The sequence below is a fragment of the Micromonospora sp. NPDC049366 genome (genome assembly GCF_044466625.1).
In the GTDB taxonomy this organism is placed as follows: domain Bacteria; phylum Actinomycetota; class Actinomycetes; order Mycobacteriales; family Micromonosporaceae; genus Micromonospora.
In genome coordinates this window covers 108271-126906 of sequence record NZ_JBITMV010000013.1, presented here as the reverse complement: position 1 = coordinate 126906, position 18636 = coordinate 108271, and the positions used below count along the sequence as shown (strand labels likewise).

The 18636-nt window shown below is 74.8% G+C and carries 17 protein-coding genes; all 17 read right to left on the bottom strand.

Annotated features, from left to right (window positions below):
- Window positions 1-38: 38 nt before the first annotated feature.
- The gene (gene nusB / locus ACIBTV_RS19600; RefSeq protein WP_396706896.1) at window positions 39-449 is read right to left on the bottom strand and encodes a transcription antitermination factor NusB; all 411 of its coding nucleotides are present in this window, start codon (window positions 447-449) and stop codon (window positions 39-41) included.
- A 23-nt stretch (window positions 450-472) separates the two neighbouring features.
- Window positions 473-1030, bottom strand: coding sequence for an elongation factor P (gene efp / locus ACIBTV_RS19595; RefSeq protein ID WP_396706727.1), 558 nt, complete (start codon window positions 1028-1030; stop codon window positions 473-475).
- A gap of 97 nt (window positions 1031-1127) precedes the next feature.
- Complete coding sequence (gene aroQ, locus ACIBTV_RS19590; protein WP_396706725.1) at window positions 1128-1559, bottom strand: type II 3-dehydroquinate dehydratase; 432 nt, start codon at window positions 1557-1559, stop codon at window positions 1128-1130.
- Entirely contained in the window at window positions 1556-2635 is a 1080-nt protein-coding gene (aroB, locus tag ACIBTV_RS19585; RefSeq protein ID WP_396706723.1) for a 3-dehydroquinate synthase, read from the bottom strand. Before aroB ends, aroQ begins: the two co-directional genes overlap by 4 nt.
- A gap of 29 nt (window positions 2636-2664) precedes the next feature.
- A complete protein-coding gene (locus ACIBTV_RS19580; RefSeq protein ID WP_396706721.1) occupies window positions 2665-3171 on the bottom strand; it encodes a shikimate kinase in 507 nt (168 codons plus the stop codon).
- Window positions 3168-4346, bottom strand: a complete 1179-nt coding sequence (aroC, locus tag ACIBTV_RS19575) for a chorismate synthase (RefSeq protein ID WP_396706719.1) — start codon at window positions 4344-4346, stop codon at window positions 3168-3170. The genes ACIBTV_RS19580 and aroC overlap by 4 nt, the downstream gene beginning before the upstream one ends.
- Before the next feature lie 624 nt (window positions 4347-4970).
- The gene (locus tag ACIBTV_RS19570) at window positions 4971-5891 is read right to left on the bottom strand and encodes a glycosyltransferase (protein WP_396706717.1); all 921 of its coding nucleotides are present in this window, start codon (window positions 5889-5891) and stop codon (window positions 4971-4973) included.
- A complete protein-coding gene (locus ACIBTV_RS19565; RefSeq protein WP_396706894.1) occupies window positions 5888-6562 on the bottom strand; it encodes a glycosyltransferase in 675 nt (224 codons plus the stop codon). Before ACIBTV_RS19565 ends, ACIBTV_RS19570 begins: the two co-directional genes overlap by 4 nt.
- A 44-nt stretch (window positions 6563-6606) precedes the next feature.
- Window positions 6607-7086: a UDP-N-acetylglucosamine--LPS N-acetylglucosamine transferase gene (locus ACIBTV_RS19560; RefSeq protein ID WP_396706715.1), complete on the bottom strand. Its 480-nt coding sequence runs from the start codon at window positions 7084-7086 to the stop codon at window positions 6607-6609.
- A 189-nt stretch (window positions 7087-7275) separates the two neighbouring features.
- Window positions 7276-8565 (bottom strand): hypothetical protein, encoded by a 1290-nt coding sequence (locus ACIBTV_RS19555; RefSeq protein ID WP_396706713.1) that lies wholly within the window; start codon window positions 8563-8565, stop codon window positions 7276-7278.
- A 53-nt stretch (window positions 8566-8618) separates the two neighbouring features.
- The gene (locus ACIBTV_RS19550) at window positions 8619-9521 is read right to left on the bottom strand and encodes a sulfotransferase domain-containing protein (protein WP_396706892.1); all 903 of its coding nucleotides are present in this window, start codon (window positions 9519-9521) and stop codon (window positions 8619-8621) included.
- A gap of 8 nt (window positions 9522-9529) precedes the next feature.
- Window positions 9530-11164 carry a lipopolysaccharide biosynthesis protein gene (locus tag ACIBTV_RS19545; RefSeq protein WP_396706711.1) on the bottom strand — a complete coding sequence of 545 codons (1635 nt, stop codon included), beginning with the start codon at window positions 11162-11164 and terminating at the stop codon, window positions 9530-9532.
- Window positions 11161-12507: an O-antigen ligase family protein gene (locus tag ACIBTV_RS19540; protein WP_396706709.1), complete on the bottom strand. Its 1347-nt coding sequence runs from the start codon at window positions 12505-12507 to the stop codon at window positions 11161-11163. The genes ACIBTV_RS19545 and ACIBTV_RS19540 overlap by 4 nt, the downstream gene beginning before the upstream one ends.
- 8 nt (window positions 12508-12515) lie before the next feature.
- Window positions 12516-14123, bottom strand: a complete 1608-nt coding sequence (locus tag ACIBTV_RS19535; RefSeq protein WP_396706707.1) for a lipopolysaccharide biosynthesis protein — start codon at window positions 14121-14123, stop codon at window positions 12516-12518.
- Complete coding sequence (locus tag ACIBTV_RS19530; RefSeq protein ID WP_396706890.1) at window positions 14116-14625, bottom strand: acyltransferase; 510 nt, start codon at window positions 14623-14625, stop codon at window positions 14116-14118. The genes ACIBTV_RS19535 and ACIBTV_RS19530 overlap by 8 nt, the downstream gene beginning before the upstream one ends.
- A 35-nt stretch (window positions 14626-14660) precedes the next feature.
- Window positions 14661-16640, bottom strand: coding sequence for a hypothetical protein (locus tag ACIBTV_RS19525; protein WP_396706888.1), 1980 nt, complete (start codon window positions 16638-16640; stop codon window positions 14661-14663).
- A gap of 153 nt (window positions 16641-16793) precedes the next feature.
- A complete protein-coding gene (locus ACIBTV_RS19520) occupies window positions 16794-18515 on the bottom strand; it encodes a glycoside hydrolase (protein ID WP_396706706.1) in 1722 nt (573 codons plus the stop codon).
- Window positions 18516-18636 lie beyond the last annotated feature (121 nt).

Here is an 18636-nt window from a genome sequence, read left to right as displayed (position 1 = left end):
TGCCGTCCGGCACGGGCCCTTTTCGATGGTGCGGACGCTCAGCGGGTCGCGTACTCGGCGATGCGGCCGAGCACCCCGTTGAGGAAGCGCGGCGAGTCGTCGGTCGACATCTGCCGGGCCAGCTCCACCGCCTCGCTGATCGCCACCGCGTCGTCGATCTCGTCGACGTAGAGCAGCTCGTAGACCGCGATCCGGGCCAGGTTGCGGTCGACGACGGGCATCCGGTCCAGCGTCCAGCCCTCGGTGTAGCTGGCGATCAGCTCGTCGATCCGGTCCAGGTGCGCGGCGACCCCCTCGACCAGGCCGACCGCGTAGCCCAGGTGTTCCGGGTGCGGCCGCTCGATCCGCTGCAGGTAGCCGGCCAGCACCTCCACCGGCGGCCGGTCGCGGAGATCGGCCTCGAAGAGCACGTCCAGCGCCCGCTTGCGCGCCTTGCGGCGCGCCGGCATCTGCTGCTTGGGACCCTCAGCCATCAGGAGCGGCCGAGGTAACGGCCGTCGCGGGTGTCGACCTTGATCTTCTCGCCGGTGGTGATGAAGAGCGGCACCTGCACGGTCGCGCCGGTCTCGACGGTGGCCGGCTTGTTGCCGCCGGTCGACCGGTCGCCCTGCAGGCCCGGCTCGGTGTAGGTGACCTCGAGCACGACGCTGGTCGGCAGCTCGATGTAGAGCGGCACACCCTCGTGGGTGGCGACGGTCGCCTCCGCCTCGGGCAGCAGGTAGTTGGCCGCCTCGCCGACGGTGCCGCCGGGCACGGTGATCTGGTCGAAGGTCTCCAGATCCATGAAGACGAAGTCCTCGCCGTCGGCGTAGAGGTACTGCATCGTGCGCTTGTCGACGGTGGCGGTCTCGACCTTGGTGCCCGCGTTGAAGGTCTTGTCGACCACCTTGCCGGAGAGCACGTTCTTCAGCGTGGTACGCACGAACGCACCACCCTTACCGGGCTTGACGTGCTGGAACTCGACGACGGCCCAGAGCTCCCCGTCGAGGTTGAGTACCAGGCCGTTCTTCAGGTCGTTGGTGGTGGCCATTTCCTGCCTTGATCATCAATTGGCGGACAGACTGGCCAAGTCTACTAGCTGCGCCAAGTCGCGCCGTCGGGCGCTGTCCGCCCCCCGGTCGGCCCGGTCAGGCGGGGCGGGCGGCGAGGTGGTGCAGGGCCAGCCGGTAGCCGTCCACCCCGAGGCCGCAGATCACCCCGGTGGCGACCGCGGACACCACCGAGTGGTGCCGGAACTCCTCCCGAGCGTGGATGTTGGAGATGTGCACCTCGACCAGCGGGCCGCGCAGCAGGGCGCAGGCGTCCCGCACCGCGTACGAGTAGTGCGACCAGGCGGCCGGGTTGAGCACCACCGCCGCGCCCTCGTCGGCGGCGGCGTGCAGCCAGCCGATCAACTCGTGCTCGGCGTCGGTCTGCCGCACCGTCACGTCCAGCCCCAGCGCCCGGCCGGTCGACTCGCAGAGCGCCACCAGGTCCGCGTACGTCGTCGCGCCGTAGACCTCGGGCTGGCGGGTGCCCAGCCGGCCGAGGTTCGGCCCGTTCAGCACGTACACCTTCACGGCTGGGCCACCTCGTCGTACGCGGCGCGCAGCAGCGCGTCGTCCGGGCCCTCCAGGATCGCGGGGCGGGCCAGCCCGTCCAGGACCACGAAGCGCAGCCGGTCACCCCGGGCCTTCTTGTCCACCCGCATCGCAGCCAGCAGCCGCGGCCACGCGTCGGCCCGGTAGGCGGTGGGCAGGCCGAGCGCGGCGACCGTGGTGCGGTGCCGCTCGGCGGTCGGGGCGTCCAGCCGGCCGGCGAGCCGGGCCAGCGCGCCCGCGTAGACCAGACCGACGGCCACCGCGTGCCCGTGCCGCCAGCGGTAGCCCTCCACCTTCTCGATCGCGTGGGCGAGGGTGTGGCCGTAGTTGAGCACCTCCCGGACGCCGGACTCACGCAGGTCACCGGAGACCACGTCGGCCTTGACCCGGATCGCCCGCTCGATCAGCTCCCGAGCGACCGGCCCGGCCGGGTCGGTCGCCGCCACCGGGTCGGCCTCGACCAGGTCGAGGATCACCGGGTCGGCGATGAAACCGCACTTGACCACCTCGGCCAGGCCGGCGGCCAGGTCGCTCGGCGGCAGGCTGTCCAGGGTGGCGAGGTCGGCGAGCACCCCGACCGGCGGGTGGAAGGCGCCGACCAGGTTCTTGCCCGCGTCGGTGTTGATCCCCGTCTTGCCGCCCACGGCGGCGTCGACCATGCCGAGCAGGGAGGTGGCCACCGGCACCCAGCGCACGCCGCGCAGCCAGCAGGCGGCCACGAAACCGGCCAGGTCGGTCACCGCGCCGCCGCCCACCCCGACGACCGCGTCGCTGCGGGTGAACCCGGCCGCGCCGAGCCGGTCCCAGCAGGCGGCGGCGACGTCGATCTGCTTGCCCGCCTCGGCGTCCGGCACCTCGATCGTCAACGGGACGACGCCCGCCGCGCTCAGCCGCTCGCCGAGCGCGTCGGCCAGGGCCTTCAGCGGAGCGGCGTGCAGCAACGCCACCCGCGTCGCCCCGGGCAGCAGGCCGGGGAGGGTGTCGAGCAGGTCACGTCCCACCAGCACGTCGTACGGCCGCTCGCCGCCGACCGGGATCCGGGTCACGTCGTCCATCGCGGGCAGCCTAATCCAGTCGGGAGTCGTCAACGCCGCAGCAGGGCGGCGATCTCCGCGGCGATCTCCTCCGGGGACCGCCCGTCGGTGGCCACGGTCGCCGTGGCCACCTCCGCGTAGAGCGGGCGACGCTGGTCCATCAGGTGCTTGAGCGTGGCCCGCGGGTTGATCGCCAGCAGGGGTCGCCCGGCGCCCAGGCCGACCCGCTTCACCGCGTCGGACAGCTCCACCGACAGGTGCACCACCGTGTGTCCCACCAGCCCGGCGCGGGTCTCGTCGGCGAGGACGGCGCCGCCGCCGAGGGCGAGCACCCCGTCGCAGGAGGCGAGCGCCGCGGCCACCGCGGCCCGTTCCAGCGTACGGAAGTGCGCCTCGCCCTCGTCGACGAAGATCTCCGGGATCGGTTTGCCGGCCAGCGTCTCGATGTCCAGGTCGGTGTCGCGGAACTCCACCCCGAGCGCGTCCGCGAGCGCCCGGCCGACGGTGGTCTTGCCGGAGCCGGGTGCACCGACCAGCACGCAGACCGGCCGGGTCACCGGATCACCAGCGAGTCCAGGTAGCCGGCGAGATTGCGGCGGATCTCGGCCACCGAGTCGCCGCCGAACTTCTCGACCGTCGCCTCGGCGAGCACCAGGGCGACCATCGCCTCGGCCACCACCGCCGCCGCGGGCACCGCACACACGTCCGACCGCTGGTTGATCGCGGTGGCCGGCTCGCCGGTCGTCACGTCCACGGTCGCCAGGGCGCGGTTGAGCGACGAGATCGGCTTCATCGCGGCCTTCACCCGCAGCGGTTCGCCGGTGGTGATGCCGCCCTCCAGGCCACCGGCCCGGTCGGTGATCCGCCGCACGCCGGTGGCCGTGGGCACGATCTCGTCGTGCGCCTCGGAACCCCGGGAGCGGGCCTGCTGCCAGCCGTCGCCGATCTCCACACCCTTGATGGCCTGGATCGACATCAGCGCGGCGGCCAGCCGGGCGTCGAGCTTCCGGTCCCACTGCACGTGGCTGCCCAGACCCGGCGGCACCCCGTACGCCAGCACCTCGACCACGCCACCGAGCGTGTCGGCGGCCTTCTTCGCGGCGTCGACCTCGGCGACCATCCGGGCGCTGGCCTCCGGGTCGAGGCAGCGCAGCGGGTCGGCGTCGATGCGGTCGGCGTCCTCCGGGCGCGGGCGCAGGCCGGGCTTCGCGGCGACCGAGCCCAGCTCCACGACGTGCGAGACGATCTCGATGCCGAGGGTCTGCTTCACCAGGGCCTTGGCGACGGCGCCGACCGCGACCCGGGCGGCGGTCTCCCGGGCGCTCGCCCGCTCCAGGATCGGCCGGGCGTCGGTGTGGCCGTACTTCTGCATGCCCGCGAGGTCCGCGTGCCCCGGGCGGGGGCGGGTGAGCGGGGCGTTGCGGGCCTGCCCGGCGAGCTCCTCCGCGTCGACCGGGTCGGCCGCCATCACCGTGCGCCACTTCGGCCACTCGGAGTTGCCCACCCGCACGGCGAAGGGGCTGCCGATGGTGACGCCGTGCCGCAGGCCGCCGATGATCTCGACCTCGTCCTGCTCGAACGACATCCGCGCGCCCCGACCGTAGCCCAACCGGCGGCGGGCCAGCTCGGCGGCGATCTCGCCGGTGGTCACCTCGACCCCGGCGGGCACCCCCTCCAGCAGCGCGACGAGGGCGGGTCCGTGGGATTCACCTGCAGTCAGCCAGCGCAACACAGCGGCCAGTCTGTCACGCCGGGTGGTCGATCCGGTGCGGTGCCCGCCCCGTCCCGCCCTGCGGACGGAGGCGCCCGGCCCGCGAACGCCCCGCCCCCGCCGACCTGCCCCTCCATCGACGGCGACAGCCCCGCCACGCGTGCCGGGACGGCGCGTGCGGAGGCGCGTGCCCGGGACGACGTCCCCGCCCGGCCATGATCCACTCGGGATCAGTGCTGTCGGGGTGTCCGGCCGCCACGAACACCCCGACTTCAGGGAAGCGGAGTCGATCATCTCGGCACCGCGACAGCGCCGGCCCTCGCGTGGTCACCGCCGGCATCGGCGGCCGCCCTCTTCGCAGCGGCGCGCCCCGCGACGGCACCGACCCCCGTCGGCCGGATGCCGCCCTGTCCCCGGCGCATGATCACCCTGCGCCCGGCCTTCCGGCCGCCGTATTCGCGGTGGGCGTCATGACTCAGCGGCATATTTATGCCTCTGAGTCATGACGCCCACGAGCACATCGACCGGCGCGGGGCCCGCGACGACCGGTAGAAGGCCCGGGAGAACCGGTGCGGAGCCGGGACGACCGGTCCGAGCCGAGACGCGAGCGGGCGGGCAGGCGGGCAGGCGGGCGGGCGGGCGGGGTCAGACTCCTCGGCCGCGCCGGTGCAGGGCGCGCAGCACCGCGTCGGGGCGGACCATTCGGCCGGCCACCGCCAGCGCCAGGTAGGCCCGCGGTTCACGTGGGTTGCGACGCAGCGTCTGCCGGGCCCAGCGCACCGCGTCCCGACGCTGCCCGGCGGCGGCGCGGGCGAAGGCGATCTGCCCGGTGACCCGCGCCCGGCCGGCCGGTTGGGCGGCGAACTCGGGATAGCGGTCGAGCAGCCACTGGAGGGCGGCGGCGATGGTGTCCCAGCGCTGGGCGAAGTACGACCGGGGATGCCAACGCACCAGCACGTACGGGATGGGCAGGTTGACCAGCGGCGCGTCGCGGGCGGCGCGGAGCAGGAACTCGTAGTCCTCCGCGTAGCTGCCCGGGATGTCCTCGTCGACCAGCCCGAACCCGTCGCGCAGCGCCGCGGCGCGCATCAGGAACGTCGACGGGTGCAGCTCGGTCAACCGGTCCCGGAGCAGGTCGGCCAGCGTCACCCGGTCGAGGTCGAGCACCCGGTCGACGTGCCGCCCGTCGTAGTTCACCCGGATGCCACAGCTCACGAAGTGGGCGTGCGGGGCGGCGGCGAGGGCGGCGACCTGGGCGGCCAGCTTGCCCGGCAGCCACTCGTCGTCGTCGTCGCAGAACGCGACCAGCTCGCCGTCGACCGCGAGGGCACCCGTGTTGCGCGCCCCCGCCAACCCGGGGGTGCGATCGTTGCGGACCACCCGAACCCGACGGCCGGGCCGGGACAGCTCGGCGAGCGACGGATCCGGCTCGGAACGGTCGTGGACCACCACGACCTCGATCGCGCCGGGGTGCTCCTGGTCGAGGATCGCGCGTACGGCGGCGCGGAGCAGCTGCGGCCGGTCCCGGGTGGGCACCACCACGCCGACGCTCGGCGCGGCGATCATCGGCCCCGCCCCGCGCCGTGATCCCGCCCCGCGCCGTCGCCCGGCTTCGGCCAGGGCCGCCACCAGGGTCGTCGGCAGGACGCGGCGGCGACCAGGTCGTCCACGATCCGCCCGACCCGGGCCACCGCCGCCCGTTGCGCGGCCCGCGCCCCCGGGTCGGCCGCCACCGCGTACCGCGTCGGGTCGGCCAGCCCGGCGGCCAGCGCGTCACGCAGCGCCTCCCGCGACTCGCAGAGGGCCACCAGGCCGGCGGCGCCGAGGCGTCGGGCGAAGAGCTGCTGGTGGTCGTCGACGTGCTCGCCCCGGGCCGGGTCCCGGGGCACGACGATCGGCAGGCGCCCGTGCCGGCGGGCCTCCAGGATGGTCGCCGGCCCGCCGTGGCAGACCACGAGGTCGGCGTCGGCCAGCGCGGCCTGCAACGCGTCGTGGGGGAGGAACGGCACCGCACCGGGCAGCGCCGGTGATCGCGTGTGCCCGTGCTGGACGGTGAGACGGAGGTCGGCGGCGGCGTCGCCGTGCCACTCCTCCACCCACCTGACCAGCCGCTCGAACGGGTGCGTGTCGGTGCCGACGGCGAGCAGGAGCGCCAGGCAGCCGGCGCCGACGCCGTCACGTTGCCGCGGCACCCGCCCCGGTTCGCCGAGGTCGGAGCGCACCGCCGGCCCGGTCACCACGACCCGCTGGTCGACCGGCGCCCCGCCGGTCGGGTCCCCGGTCACAGCAGCGTCCCCACGACGGTCGCCTCCGGGTACTGCCGGCGCTGCTCGTCCCACTGCACGAGCATCACCGAGAGGAACGGCCGGCAGAGCCGAGCGGTGAGCGTCGGGGTGTCGATGCGGTCGTACACCTCGATGTAGACGGTGGGGATGCGCCGCAGCCGGGCCAGCACCACGAACGGCACGGCGACCCCGGCGCCGGTGGTGACCACCGCGGCGATCCGCCGACGGCGCAGCACACGCCAGGCGAGCCGGGTGTTGCGCAGCAGGTTCGGCAGGTTGCGGGTGGTCGGGTGGTGGGCCGGCACCACCTGCTCGTCGGCGAGCAGCGACACCGCCTCCGGGGTGTCGAAGGTGACCCAGCAGCGCGGCCACCGCTCGAACCACGGCCGCAGGGCCAGCAGTTGGGCGAGGTGACCGCCGCTCGACCCGACCAGCAGCAGGGTCGCGGGACCCGCGTCCTCGTTGTTCCTGTCCACGCGACTCCCCACACGCTCGCTTGGATTCCGGTCGACGCCTGGCGGTAGCCCTCGGGCCGACCGGCCGGCGGATGGTGACGACCGGTGGGGTCAGCCGATGTCGCGCGCCCGCGAACGGCGCGATCGACCGGAGGCCACCCCTCGACCACCGTCACGAGTGGCAATTCTTCCGTCACTCTCCGGCACGGGTCAACGCTCATCGGCGTGGCGATAAGTCCGGATCCCGGCTGAACGCGCCGCTGTGACCTGCAACAACGCCGGATGAAGGGCGGTGTTCCAGCCCGCCCCCGCGTCCGCCAGCCGCCAGGTCCGCAGCCACAGCTCCAGCAGGTACGCGTCGGCCACCAGCCGCCGCTGCGCCGGCGCGAGGCCGAGCCGGTCGCCGTACCGGTCGAGTTCGGTGTCGACCGCGCGTGCCGCCACGTCCGCCGGCCGCCCGCCCAGCACCAGGGCCCGCTGGAAGGCGTCGTGTGCCAGGTCGAAGCCGAGCGGCACGTCGGCTCCACTGTGCTCCCAGTCCCAGGCGACCAGCCGGTCGGCATGCCGCCCCAGGTTCCACGGCACCCAGTCGCCGTGCCAGTGTCCGAATTCGACACACGTTTCGCCGTGCCGCCGCTCCAGGTCCGCGACGGCCGCGAGCGCGGCGCGCCCGGACGGGTCGGCCGTCGCGGCCCGCGTCGCCTCGGCGACCAGGCGGGACAGGAAGGGCGACCCGGTGAGCGGCCGGCGCTCCCCCGCCGGGCGACCTCGCCGGGCGACCGCGAGCAGCGCGTCGACCGCGGGCGGCTCGGTGACCGGCATGCCGCGTACGCGCGGTGGCAGGGGCTCGACCACCGCCACCACCTGCCCCGCCCAGGTGATCTCGGTGAGCAGGCGGGGCGTCAGCGGGTGCCCGGGCACCACGCTCGTCGCGGCGAGGGCACGCAGCGCCGCCGCCTCGGCGGTCACCAGGGCACGCGTCGCGCCATTCCAGCCGATCTTCGCGTAGCCGCGAGGCCGGGCGTCCGCGTCGAAGAGTTGGAGGGTGGGCTTGTGGTTCGGGTCCGGTGGTCGTACCCCGCAGGCGGCGTGCAGCGACGCGCCGCCGAGCTCCACCGCGAGCCGCTCGGCCAGCAGCGCGTCACCGGGGCTGACGCCGGCGGGCAGGGCCACGGTGAGGGTGGGGAAGGCCGGGCCGGCCACGCCGAGGCGGGACAGCCCACCGAGGGCCGCCCGGGCCGCGCGCACCGCCGGCGGGCGCAGCGCGTTGTACGCCAGCAACGCCGCCGCCGTGACCCGCGGCGCGCCGAGCGGCAGCAGGAACCGGGCCCGCGACAGCGACGGCACCACCGCGTACCGGGCGACGGCGCGGTGCCCGACCGGTGGGGCGCCGCCCACGGTCAGGGTGACCCGGTCGTCGCCGAAGAGGGCGCGGCTCACCCAGCCGAGCCCGTCGGCGCGGGACCGTGGGTCGGTCGACGGCACGTCCCGCCGGCTCACGTCGGCAGCGTCCCGCCTGCGGCCGGCGGACGGCCCGCGCCCGACCTCCTCGGTCACCGCGCCCGGTCCGGCCAGTCGAGGTCCAGCCCGAGCCGCCGCCGGAGGGCGTCGTTGTGGGGCCGGTAGTACGCGGTCAGCTCGGCGCGCAGCGCCGAGCCGAGCGGCGCCGATCGACGCTCGTTGTAGACCTGGAAGTCGGGCAGGTCGTACGGGGGCAGCCCGAGGAAGTCCAGCGTGCGGCGGTAGGTGGCACGAGCGTCGCGGTAGAGGTCCTCGCTGGCCAGGACGAGCAGCCGCTGCCGGTCGAAGGCGTCCAGCCACGGCTCCAGGTGCTCCAGGTAGCGCCCCCGGGCCCGGTAGCTGTACCAGTCGTGGCGGTGGCTGTGGTAGCCCGGTTCGGCGATCAGCCGCTCCCGTTCCCCCGCCGTACGCGCCTGCTCCGCGGCCAGTGCCTCGGCGAAGCCCAGCGGCTCGACGCCGTGCGTCCGCCGCTCCTTCCAGTGCGAGTACGCCCGCTCGACCGGGTCGCGCAGCAGCACGATCAGCCGTACCGAGGGCATCAGCGCGGCGACCCGCCCGGCGGCGAGCGGGTGGAACATGTACAGCGGGGCGGCCTCGCCCACCCGCACCGGCCCGCCGTACCGGCTCTCCAGCAGACCCCGCTGGCGGTCGGTCGGGAAGTGCGAGCGGTACCACGCCTCGCCCCGGAACCAGTTCTCCTCGAAGTAATGCGTCGCCTTCGTGTTCCAGGCGGGGAAGAGGCGCGGCACCAGCGGGTGCTGGATCAGGTAGTTCCACAGCGAGGTGGTGCCGCCCCGCTTGGTGCCGATGATGAGGAAGTCCGGCAGCGGTCGCCGGTCGCTGGTCCGCACCCCGTAGTCGACCAGGGACTCCTTCACGCGCCTGGTCACCTGGGTCGGCACGAGCTGCTTCACCCGGTCCCGCATGGACGACACCGCGGACGTCACCTGCCCCTCGTCGGCGCGGGCATGCCGGGCGGTGGTGCCGCCTCCGGCCCGCGCAGCTGCCTCACCGTCGCCCGGACGCGCCGCCGCACCCCGGGCATCGTCGCCGGGCCGACCCCCCCGACGGCCAGCACGCCCAGCGTCAGCACCAGCCCGGGGATCCCGCGTCCCGCGACGGACGCGCCGGCCAGCGCCGCGCAGCCGACCACGCCGACGGTCGCCAGGGCGGCGCGCCCCAGCGCCCGGTCGACCAGGGGCTGTCCGATCACGGCCCGGGCGCAGCCGGCGGCGGTCAGGTTCTCGGTGACGATGCCGGCCGCCCAGGCCAGGGCCGCACCGGTCGCGCCGTGTCCCGGGATCAGGAGCAGGCCCAGGGTGACCGTGACCAGCAGGCCGGCCAGTGTGGCGGCCAGGTGCAGCCCGCTGCGGCCGCCCATCAGCAGCAGGCTCTGGACGTTGCCCACCCCGGTGTTGACCAGCATGGCCAGGGCGAGCACGGCCAGCGCCGGCGCGCCGGCGCCGAACTCCGGGCCGAAGAGCGCGAGGAACGCCGGCCCGAACGCGGCGAGCAGCAGGTAGACCGGCCAGGAGAGCACCAGCGACCAGGCGGTCAACTGCCGGTGCACCGCCGCGGCGGCGGCCCGCTCGCCGAGCCCGAGCAGCCGGGACAGCTGCGGCGACACGGCCACCCGCAGCCCCTGCATGGCCAACTGGCCGGCGAGGACGTACCGGCCGACCGCGCCGAGGACCCCCGCGTCGGCCTGCCCGGCCAGCACCGAGGTGAGCAGGACACCCACCCACATGCTGCCCGCGTCGATCGCGGCCGATGCGGCCCGGGGCAGCGCGAAGCGCCAGAACGTCGACCAGTCGGCCGGCGTGGGGCGTAGCCGGGCGCCGGCGGGCACGCCGAGCGGGCCGGCGACCAGCGCGAGGCAGACCAGCAGGGCCAGCGCCGCGGGGACCAGCCAACCGGTCATGCCGGCCAGCAGCCCGCCGCCGGTCAGCGCCGCCGCCCCGACGAGCGCCGGCCGGGCGACCGGCAGCAGGACGAACTGCACCCCGACGTACGCGCGCATCGGCCGCACGCAGCGCACCGCGGCGAGCAGCAGCGTCATCCCCACCACGATCGGAACCACCGCGAAGGTGACCGCCAGCAGGGGCGGGCCCTCGGCGCCGGAGCCGTCCAGCAGCCGGGGGGCGAGCGAGTCGGCGGCCAGCACCCCGGCGACGGCGACCAGCACCGCGACGAGCAGCGGGGGGAGCAGCGCCACCGGCAGCACCCGGGCGGCGTCGCCGGGTACGCCGAGCCGTCGTCGGGGCAGCGCCCACATGAGCCCGGTCTCCGCGCCGAGGGTGCAGACGCCGGTGGCCACGGTGACCACACCGACCGCGGCGAAGAAGGCCCCCGCGCCGGTCGGTCCGTAGCCACGGGTGATCACCACCGCGAGCAGGAAGCCGAACAGGCCGCTGGTGGCCGCGCCGAGCAGGCCGGCGATGCCGCTGCGGGCGCTGCGCCGGGTCTCGGCCGCACCGTCGACACCGGACCCGCCCGCCCCACCCGAGCCGCCGGCCGGCCGATGCACGGCGGCGGCGCCGGCGCCGCGGGGATGCGCGTCGGCGGCGGAGGCGGTCACGCGGGCACCGCCACGCGGGGCCGGGCCCGACCGGTCGACCCGGCGCGTGCCTCCCGCCCGGCCAGCACCATCGCGACGGCGACCGCGTACCAGGCGACCGCGATGTTCTGGTTGGCCATGCCGTAGAACGGGATCTGCGCGAGGCACACCACCGGCACCACCGCGAGCCACTGACCGGCGGCCGAGGTGGCCCGCGCACAGATCACCGCGGCGACGCCGAACCAGGCGAGGAAGCAGAGCAGCGCGGGCACGCCGTGGCTGAACAGCACCAGCCAGAGCTGGCCCTGGGTGCCGATCGGCGCCTCCGCGGAGACGGTGTCCACCTCGACCGGCGCGCCGTAGCCCAGCCACGGTGAGTCGCGCACCCGGTGCAGCACCTCCGTGTAGAGGGAGAGCCGGTCGGTGGTGCTGTCGCTGCGGCGTACCCGCTCGGTGATCAAGTCGGCGACCGGCACGATCCAGGCGGCCACGGCCGCCGCGATCACCACCCCGACGACCGACAGGGCCACCCGGGGGTTGCCCCGCAGCGCCGCCCGCAGGCCCAGCACCGCCAGGCCGACGCCGAGGCTGAGGAACATCGCCCGGTTCAGGGTGAGGAACGCCGGCGGGAGCGACAGCGGCACCGAGGCGAGCAGCAGCCAGCGCAGCGGCCCCCGTCGCCACAGCATGACGAAGCCGACCACGCACGGCAGCGTCATCGCGTACGCGCTGCCGTAGGCGTTCGTGTACGCGTACGGCGCCGCCGGCCGGTAGATCGGGTTCAGTGAGCGGGCACTGAACTCGCTGGTCGCCAGGTGCACCATGTCGTGGACGAACGGGACCTGGGCGAGCGGGTCCGGGAGCAGCGCCTCCACCGGCGTGGTCAACTCCAGCCTCGGTGCCAGCACCCCGAGCCAGCCCAGCACCACGAGGCCCAGCCAGAACGCGCACAGCGGCGCCAGCACGGCCACCGGGTCGGCGCGCTCCCGGGCGGCGGCGTGGGCGTACACCCCGACGATCAGGGCGGTGACGTAGAACGCGAGCCGCAGCGCGAAGGTGAGCACCGCGGTGCCCGACGGCAGCTGGGTGGCGCTCACCACGACCAGGGCGAGGAACAGCAGCCAGATCCCCGTCGCCGGGGGCAGCGGCACCCGGCCCCGGGTGAGCAGCAGGGCGAGCAGCAGCCCGCCGATCAGCGGCCAGCCCAGGTAGAAGACGCCGGCCAGCCACCAGAGGGGCACCAGGCCGAACATCACCGCCAGTGGCCAGATCGGCAGCAGCGGCGGCGCGGGCAGCGGTGCGGTCGGCCCCGCCGGCCGGGGCGCTTCCCCGGCCGGGTCGGTGCTGGCCGGTGCCCGCGTCACCGCCACGGTCAGACCCGGCCGCTGCGGGTGAGCACGAACCCGAGCGGGGTCACCCCGGCGGCCCGCAGCCGGTCCACGAGCCGGCGCAGGTCGTCCTGCCGGGTCCGGTCCCGCTCCACCACCACCACGGCGGTGCCCTGGCGGGCGACGGCGACGCCCCGTTCGTCCGCCTCGGCGGGCGGAGCGTTGTAGAGCACGAGCTCGTGGTCGGCGCCCTGCCGCCAGGTGCCGATGCGGATGTGACCCAGGCCCACCGCCACCTCGTCGGCGCCGGTCGGGCGGCCGTTGGCGCCGCCGTGGCCGTAGCGCGGCCGGGGCAGCGTGAGGGTGGCGTCCGCGTCGGTCGACGGGCGGGCGCCCGGCGGGTGCGGGGAGGGTCGCCGGGCCACCACCGACTGCACCGCGCTCCCCGCGGCCGGCGTCCCCGCGGGGCGCGGCTTCGGCACGATCCGCTGGGTCGGGTCGGCGCCGATGTCGAGGCGCACCCGGTCGACCAGCACGGTGTCGCGCAGCAGCTCCCCGCGACCGCTGTCGTCGGCCACGAAGACGTCGCGGCCCTCCGCGGCGAGGGCCACCGCGAGGCCGGCGGTGAGCGGGGTCGGGTCCTCCCGGGCGGTGACCAGGGACACCCGGGCCGGCTGGTGCACCCGCTCGGCGATCGCCATCGCCACGTAGCGCAGGTCGGCGTCGACGGCCCGCCGCCCGGCGCGCAGCCGCGACTGGCGCACGGTGCCGAGCAACGGCAGGCCGGTCAGCTCCCGGCCGTCGGCCACCGACCGGACCCGCCGGTCCACCGACTCGAGGAGGTACGCGAGCACCACCCCGGCGAGCAGGCCGCCGAGCAGGCCGGCGAGCAGGTGCAGGGGTCGGGTCCCGGCGGCGGAGACCAGGGCCCGCTCGGCGACCTGGGTGACCCAACCGGGGTTCACGTCGACGGCGGCGATCTCGGTGCGCGCGGCGTTGAGCTGGGTCAGTTGGCTGTTGATCCCGGCCAGCTCGGCCACGGCCGCGTCCGCTCCGGCGGTGCCCCGCACCGCGCCGACCCGCCGCTGCACCGCGCCCTGCTGGGCGATCACCTTCGCGATGCTCTCGTCGTAGGAGCGGAGCATCTCGGCGCGCTGCTGCTCGTACATGGTGCGACGCACGTCCAGGTAGGCCTCGGCGGCGAGGTTGACGCTGCGTACCGCCCGCTGCGGCCCGGGCGCCTGGTAGAGGAAGCGCAGGATCTGGCCGCCGGTGGGCACCTCGACCTCCAGCGCGTCCCGGACGTCGCGCGGGTCGTCCCCGACCGCGTCGGCGAGCCGCTGCACCACGGCGGTGCCGGTGGCGATGCCGCTCTCCACGTTCATGTTGACCGCGCGGTCCGCTCCCGCGCCGCTGGGGGTGAACGCGTCGGTGACGACCGGCCGGACGGCGACCACCGCGCTGGCGGTGACCGCCGGCGGCACCAGGAGCAGGTAACCGAGCGCGGCCAGCAGACCGGCCAGGGCGGCACCGGCGACCAGCCTCGACCGGTGCAGCGGCACGCGGAGCAGGTCGCTGAGCGTCAGCGTACGGATCGGCGGGCCGGCCGCCGCACGGCCGGGAGCCCACACAACGGGCACAGGATCAGTCATGGAACTTCTTCACCGTCTGTTGGGGATTGCCCGCGACCACGACCGCGGGTGGGACGTCCTCCCGGACCACCGTCGCCGCGCCGACCACCGAGTTCCGGCCGATCCGCACGCCCTTGAGGACCAGCGCGTGCGCGCCGATCCAGACGTTCTCCTCGACCACGATCGGCGCCCGGGTGAACCGGTTCGGCGGCTCGTGCCGCTGGGCCGGCGGCAGGTTGTGAAAGTCGCTGTCCAGGAGCTCACAGTTGGACAGCAGGCAGCGGTCGCCGACCGTCACCGACGTCCAACTGCCGATCCAGGTCGCGTTGAGCAGGCAGTCCGCCCCGACGCGCACCTCGCCCGACCCGGCGAAGCGGACCAGCTTGTTGAGCCGGGTGCGGTCGCCGATGTGCACCCGGACCCCACGGCGCAGCCGGATCCGGCCGCGGATCTCGACGTCGCGGCCCAGCGTCAGCCCCCGGTACCGCAGCCGGTACCAGGCGCGTTTGGCCGCGAAGACCATCCGCACCGCTCGCCGGCCGCGTACGCCACCCGCGGTCACTGCACCGAGAAGAAGATCGACGGTGTGGCCCAACTGAGCCCCGCCGCCGGGTTGACCGGGGTGCTCGCCGCGCCGTTCACCGCCGGGGTGGCGGTCGGGTCGAACGGGACGGTACGCAGCGCGCCGTCCGTCGCGCCGTGGACGATCCGGCCGCCGACCCAGGCCATCCCGCGCACGTTCGACCAGGTAACGCCCGTGGTGGGCAGGGTGAACTCGGTGGCGCCGAGATAGTTGCCGTCGGTTTCGAAGTAGCGGTAGTAGAGCGCGTCGGCGCCGCTGCGCGTGTAGTAGAGCCGGCCGCCGAGGAAGAACGCGCCGGTCATCGCGGCCGGGGTGAACCAGTCGTTGTAGCCGGACGCCTCCCAGGGGACCCCGATGGCGCCGCCGGTGAACATCGAGATGTCGATGCGGCTGCCGGTGGGGGTGCCGGTCACGACGTGCGACCAGTAGATCCGGTCGTCGACCCGCCAGGTGGCGCCGGCACCGGTGTAGTTGGCCTGGGTCGCGGTCGTCGGCGCGCCGAGGGCGCTGCCGTTGAACGGCACCCGGGCCAGCTGCCCCGCCCCGACGGACAGGTAGAGGTTGCCGCTGGTGGCGGTCGGCGCGGTGCGTGGGGTGATGGTGCGCCCGCCGGCGAGCGGGAACATTCCCAGCCGGCCGTGGTACTCCTCGCCCATCCCGTCGGAGTTGTGCCCGAAGTGGAGGCCGTCGGGGCCGCGCCACAGCACCGGCACGGAGGAGCCCCAGCCGGTGGCGCCGGCCGGCAGCGCGGAGCCTCCGCTGCGGCGCGGGTTCCAGTTGACCGGCAGGCCGGTGGCCGGGGTGACCGCCGCGATGCCGAGCCGGTCGACGGCGCCGGGTCCGGCGACGTCGCTGGCGTTCGGGTTGTTCAGCCACCGGAAGTGCCCGCCGAGGTAGATGACGTTGTCGGCCACCTCGACGGAGGTGATGGTGTCGTTCCCGGTGAAGTCGACCCAGGTGGCGAGCTGGCCGGCTCCCCGGGCACCGGTCTCGAAGCGGACCAGCGCGTCGCAGTACGCGGCCGGCCAGCCGGCCCCGCCGTTGGTGCCGACCACGAACCAGCTGCCGTCGGCGCCGAACTCGACGTCCTGCACGTAGTGGACGAACGACGCCGGCGCGGCGCACGGCGGCACGAACTTCTCCGTGCTCCAGTCCAGCACGGTGGGCGTGCCGGCGAGGTCGACCAGGGCCAACTGGTTGCGGGGCAGGCCGTTGACGGTTTGGAAGTTGCCGCCGACGGCGAGGGTGCGGCCGTCGGCGGTGACGTCGATGGTCCACACGTACGACGAGGTGCCGTGCCGGCCGACGGTGGCGTCGACGGTGAAGCCCGGGTCGACCGCGCCGGTGGTGGCGTCGAGCCGGCCGAGGCCGGCGTGCGCGGTGCCGTTGAGCCAGTTGAACGCGCCGGCCACGTAGAGCTGGTTGCCGTACAGCGCCAGGTCGCGCACGGTGCCACCGTCGGAGCGTCCGACCCAGCCGGCAACGGTCGCGCCGGTGCCCGGGTGCAGCGCCACCAGGTTCTTGCGGGACACCCCGTTGACCGTCTTGAAGGCGCCGCCGACGATGAGCGTCCCGCCGGGGCCGGCGACCAGCGTGTTGACCGCCCCGTCCAGCGCCGGCAGGAAGCTGCCGGAGATGGCGCCGGTGCCGCGGTCGTACGCGAAGAGGTAGGGCCGGGTCAGCCACGCGGAGCCGGCGGTCTGCCGGATCTGGGTGAAGCTGCCGCCGACGTAGACCGTGTTCCCGATCTGGGCGAACGCTCGCGTCTCGCCGTCGCGGGCGTGCGGCGTGGTGTCGGCGGGGTTCGCCGAGACCAGGGTCGCCGGCTGCGGGACGGGGAGCACGGCGGCGCCGGCCGCCTCGGCCGGGACGGTGAGCACCGCGGCGACGAGAGCCAGTGCGACCGCTCCCGCCCGGGTGCGAGGCCGACCGGCGGGACGCCGACGGAACGGGATTTCGGGCACGCTGCGCCTCCATGCTGGACGAGAACCCGGAAAGCGTGCCTCGCCCACGGTGATGGGTGATATCCACCGATTGGGCCGTCAGTGTATCCGCAAGATGACAGTGCGTAGCGAGTCGGAAGTCCGACCCCGTTCATCGACGTTCGTTCACCTGTCGGTCACAGTTGCCGGAGCGTGTCCGAAGGGTGGCGGCTGCCGCAGATAGCCGTCGCGTCCCGCGCGGGCGAAGCCGGCCAGGGATGACGCGTCGTGGTTCATCGTCATGTCACAGGTGGCGGAGGTGCTGGTCATGCCGGCCGAGTTGAAGTAGACGGCCGCCTTGATCTTCGGATGCGCCCGCAGCGCCGCGGGGAACTCCTCGAACCAGCGGCGCTTCGCGGTCGGGTCGGCGGCGTCGAAGTTCGTGCCGAACTCGGCGAGCATCCGCGGCTTGCCGGCCCCGAGCCCCTGCTCGTCCAGCCACCGGTAGAACGTGCCGATCGTGGTGCTGGGGCTCTTCCACACCCGACTGCCGTTGCAGACGTGGAAGTTGTAGGGGTCGTAGGCCACCCAGTCGACGTACCGGTCACCCGGATAGAGGCCCCGGTAGCGGTCGTAATGCCCCGACCAGCCCATCATCGTCCAGACCCAGACCGCGTTGTCCGCGCCGGCGGCCGCGAACCGGTCGTGAACGTGGCGCCAGGCGCGCACGAACTCCGCGTCGGTGCCCTTCGCCGGCTCGTCCTCCGGCTCGTGGTCGAAGCCGAGGAAGACCGGAGCGCCGACGTCACGGATCCGACCGGCCACCGCGTCGATCGTCGCGTCGTACCGGCCACTGTAGACATCCGCCCAGGTCAGCACCGTCCCGGTCGAGAAGATGCGGGACTCCCAGGCGAGGAAGAGCAGCCGCCCCTCGCGCATCTGCTGCCGCTCGTAGCCGTCGGGGAAGGCGCCGTTGCTGCCGGCGTTCGAGAAGTCGTGGTAACGGTGCACGATGTCGAAACGCCGACCGACCTGCGTCTCCACCTCGGCGAAAGCCCGGCCGTGGTCCCAGCCGTCGGCCGGGCCGGCCGGCGCGTACATGCCCCACCAGGCTCCGCAGGACGGCACCAGGAGCGGGGACACCGCGCCACAGGCCCCGGGGCTCCCCGACGGGCCGGGCGTCCCGCTCGACGGGGGACGGCTCGGGCGCGCCGTCGGCGCCGGCGTCGACGGGGAACTGGGCGCGACCGACGGCGACGTGGGCGCGGCCGGCGTGGTGACCACGGGCGACGCCGGGACGCCCATGCCGTACGTCAGCAGCAGGCGGGGGCGCAGCTCCGGATCGCGGTGCTCGGTGGCGGCCCAGTAGACGCGGGTGTCCAGCCCGGTCTGCGCCAGCGACAGCGTCCAGGTGCCGTTGCCGGTGACCAGCGCGGAAACGTCCCACTCGTTGAACCCCGGCCGGACGCCCGCCACGGTGTCGAGCACGGGCTCCGGTGGCGCCGGAGCCGGACGCGCCGCGCCCGCGTCCACCCGGGAGCCGTGCGCGGTCACCGTGGCGGCGTACGCCTGCCAGGCGTGCACCCGCAGGGTGGCCCGCAGGTTGGCCGCCCCGGCGGGGACGCCGGACACGGCGAACCGGACCACCGCGTCCCGGCGGCCACGCGGGTTTCCCTCGCAGGGGGCCGGGCAGGTCGCCAGCGTGGTCTTGGCGGCGTTGTCACCGTCCTGCGGCACCGTGGTCGCCGTCGTGTCGGCCACCGCGCGCAGGGCGAGGTCGTCGGCGGCCAGCAGCGGCATCATCGTCGCCACGAGGCCGGCGACCACCGACGCGCCGAGCGTGCCGAGCAGCACGGCTCGGCGGTGGGTGCCGTGGTGTCGGAGGCGGTGCTGTCCGCGCCTGCTCACAAGCCACTCCCGGTATCCGTCGTGGTGACGCAGAGCAGCGTATCCGTGGACACGGCGTGTCACGCAGAGGTCGCGCACAGCTAAGCGCGTCTTAACCCTCGGCTAAGACCGGCCACAGTGG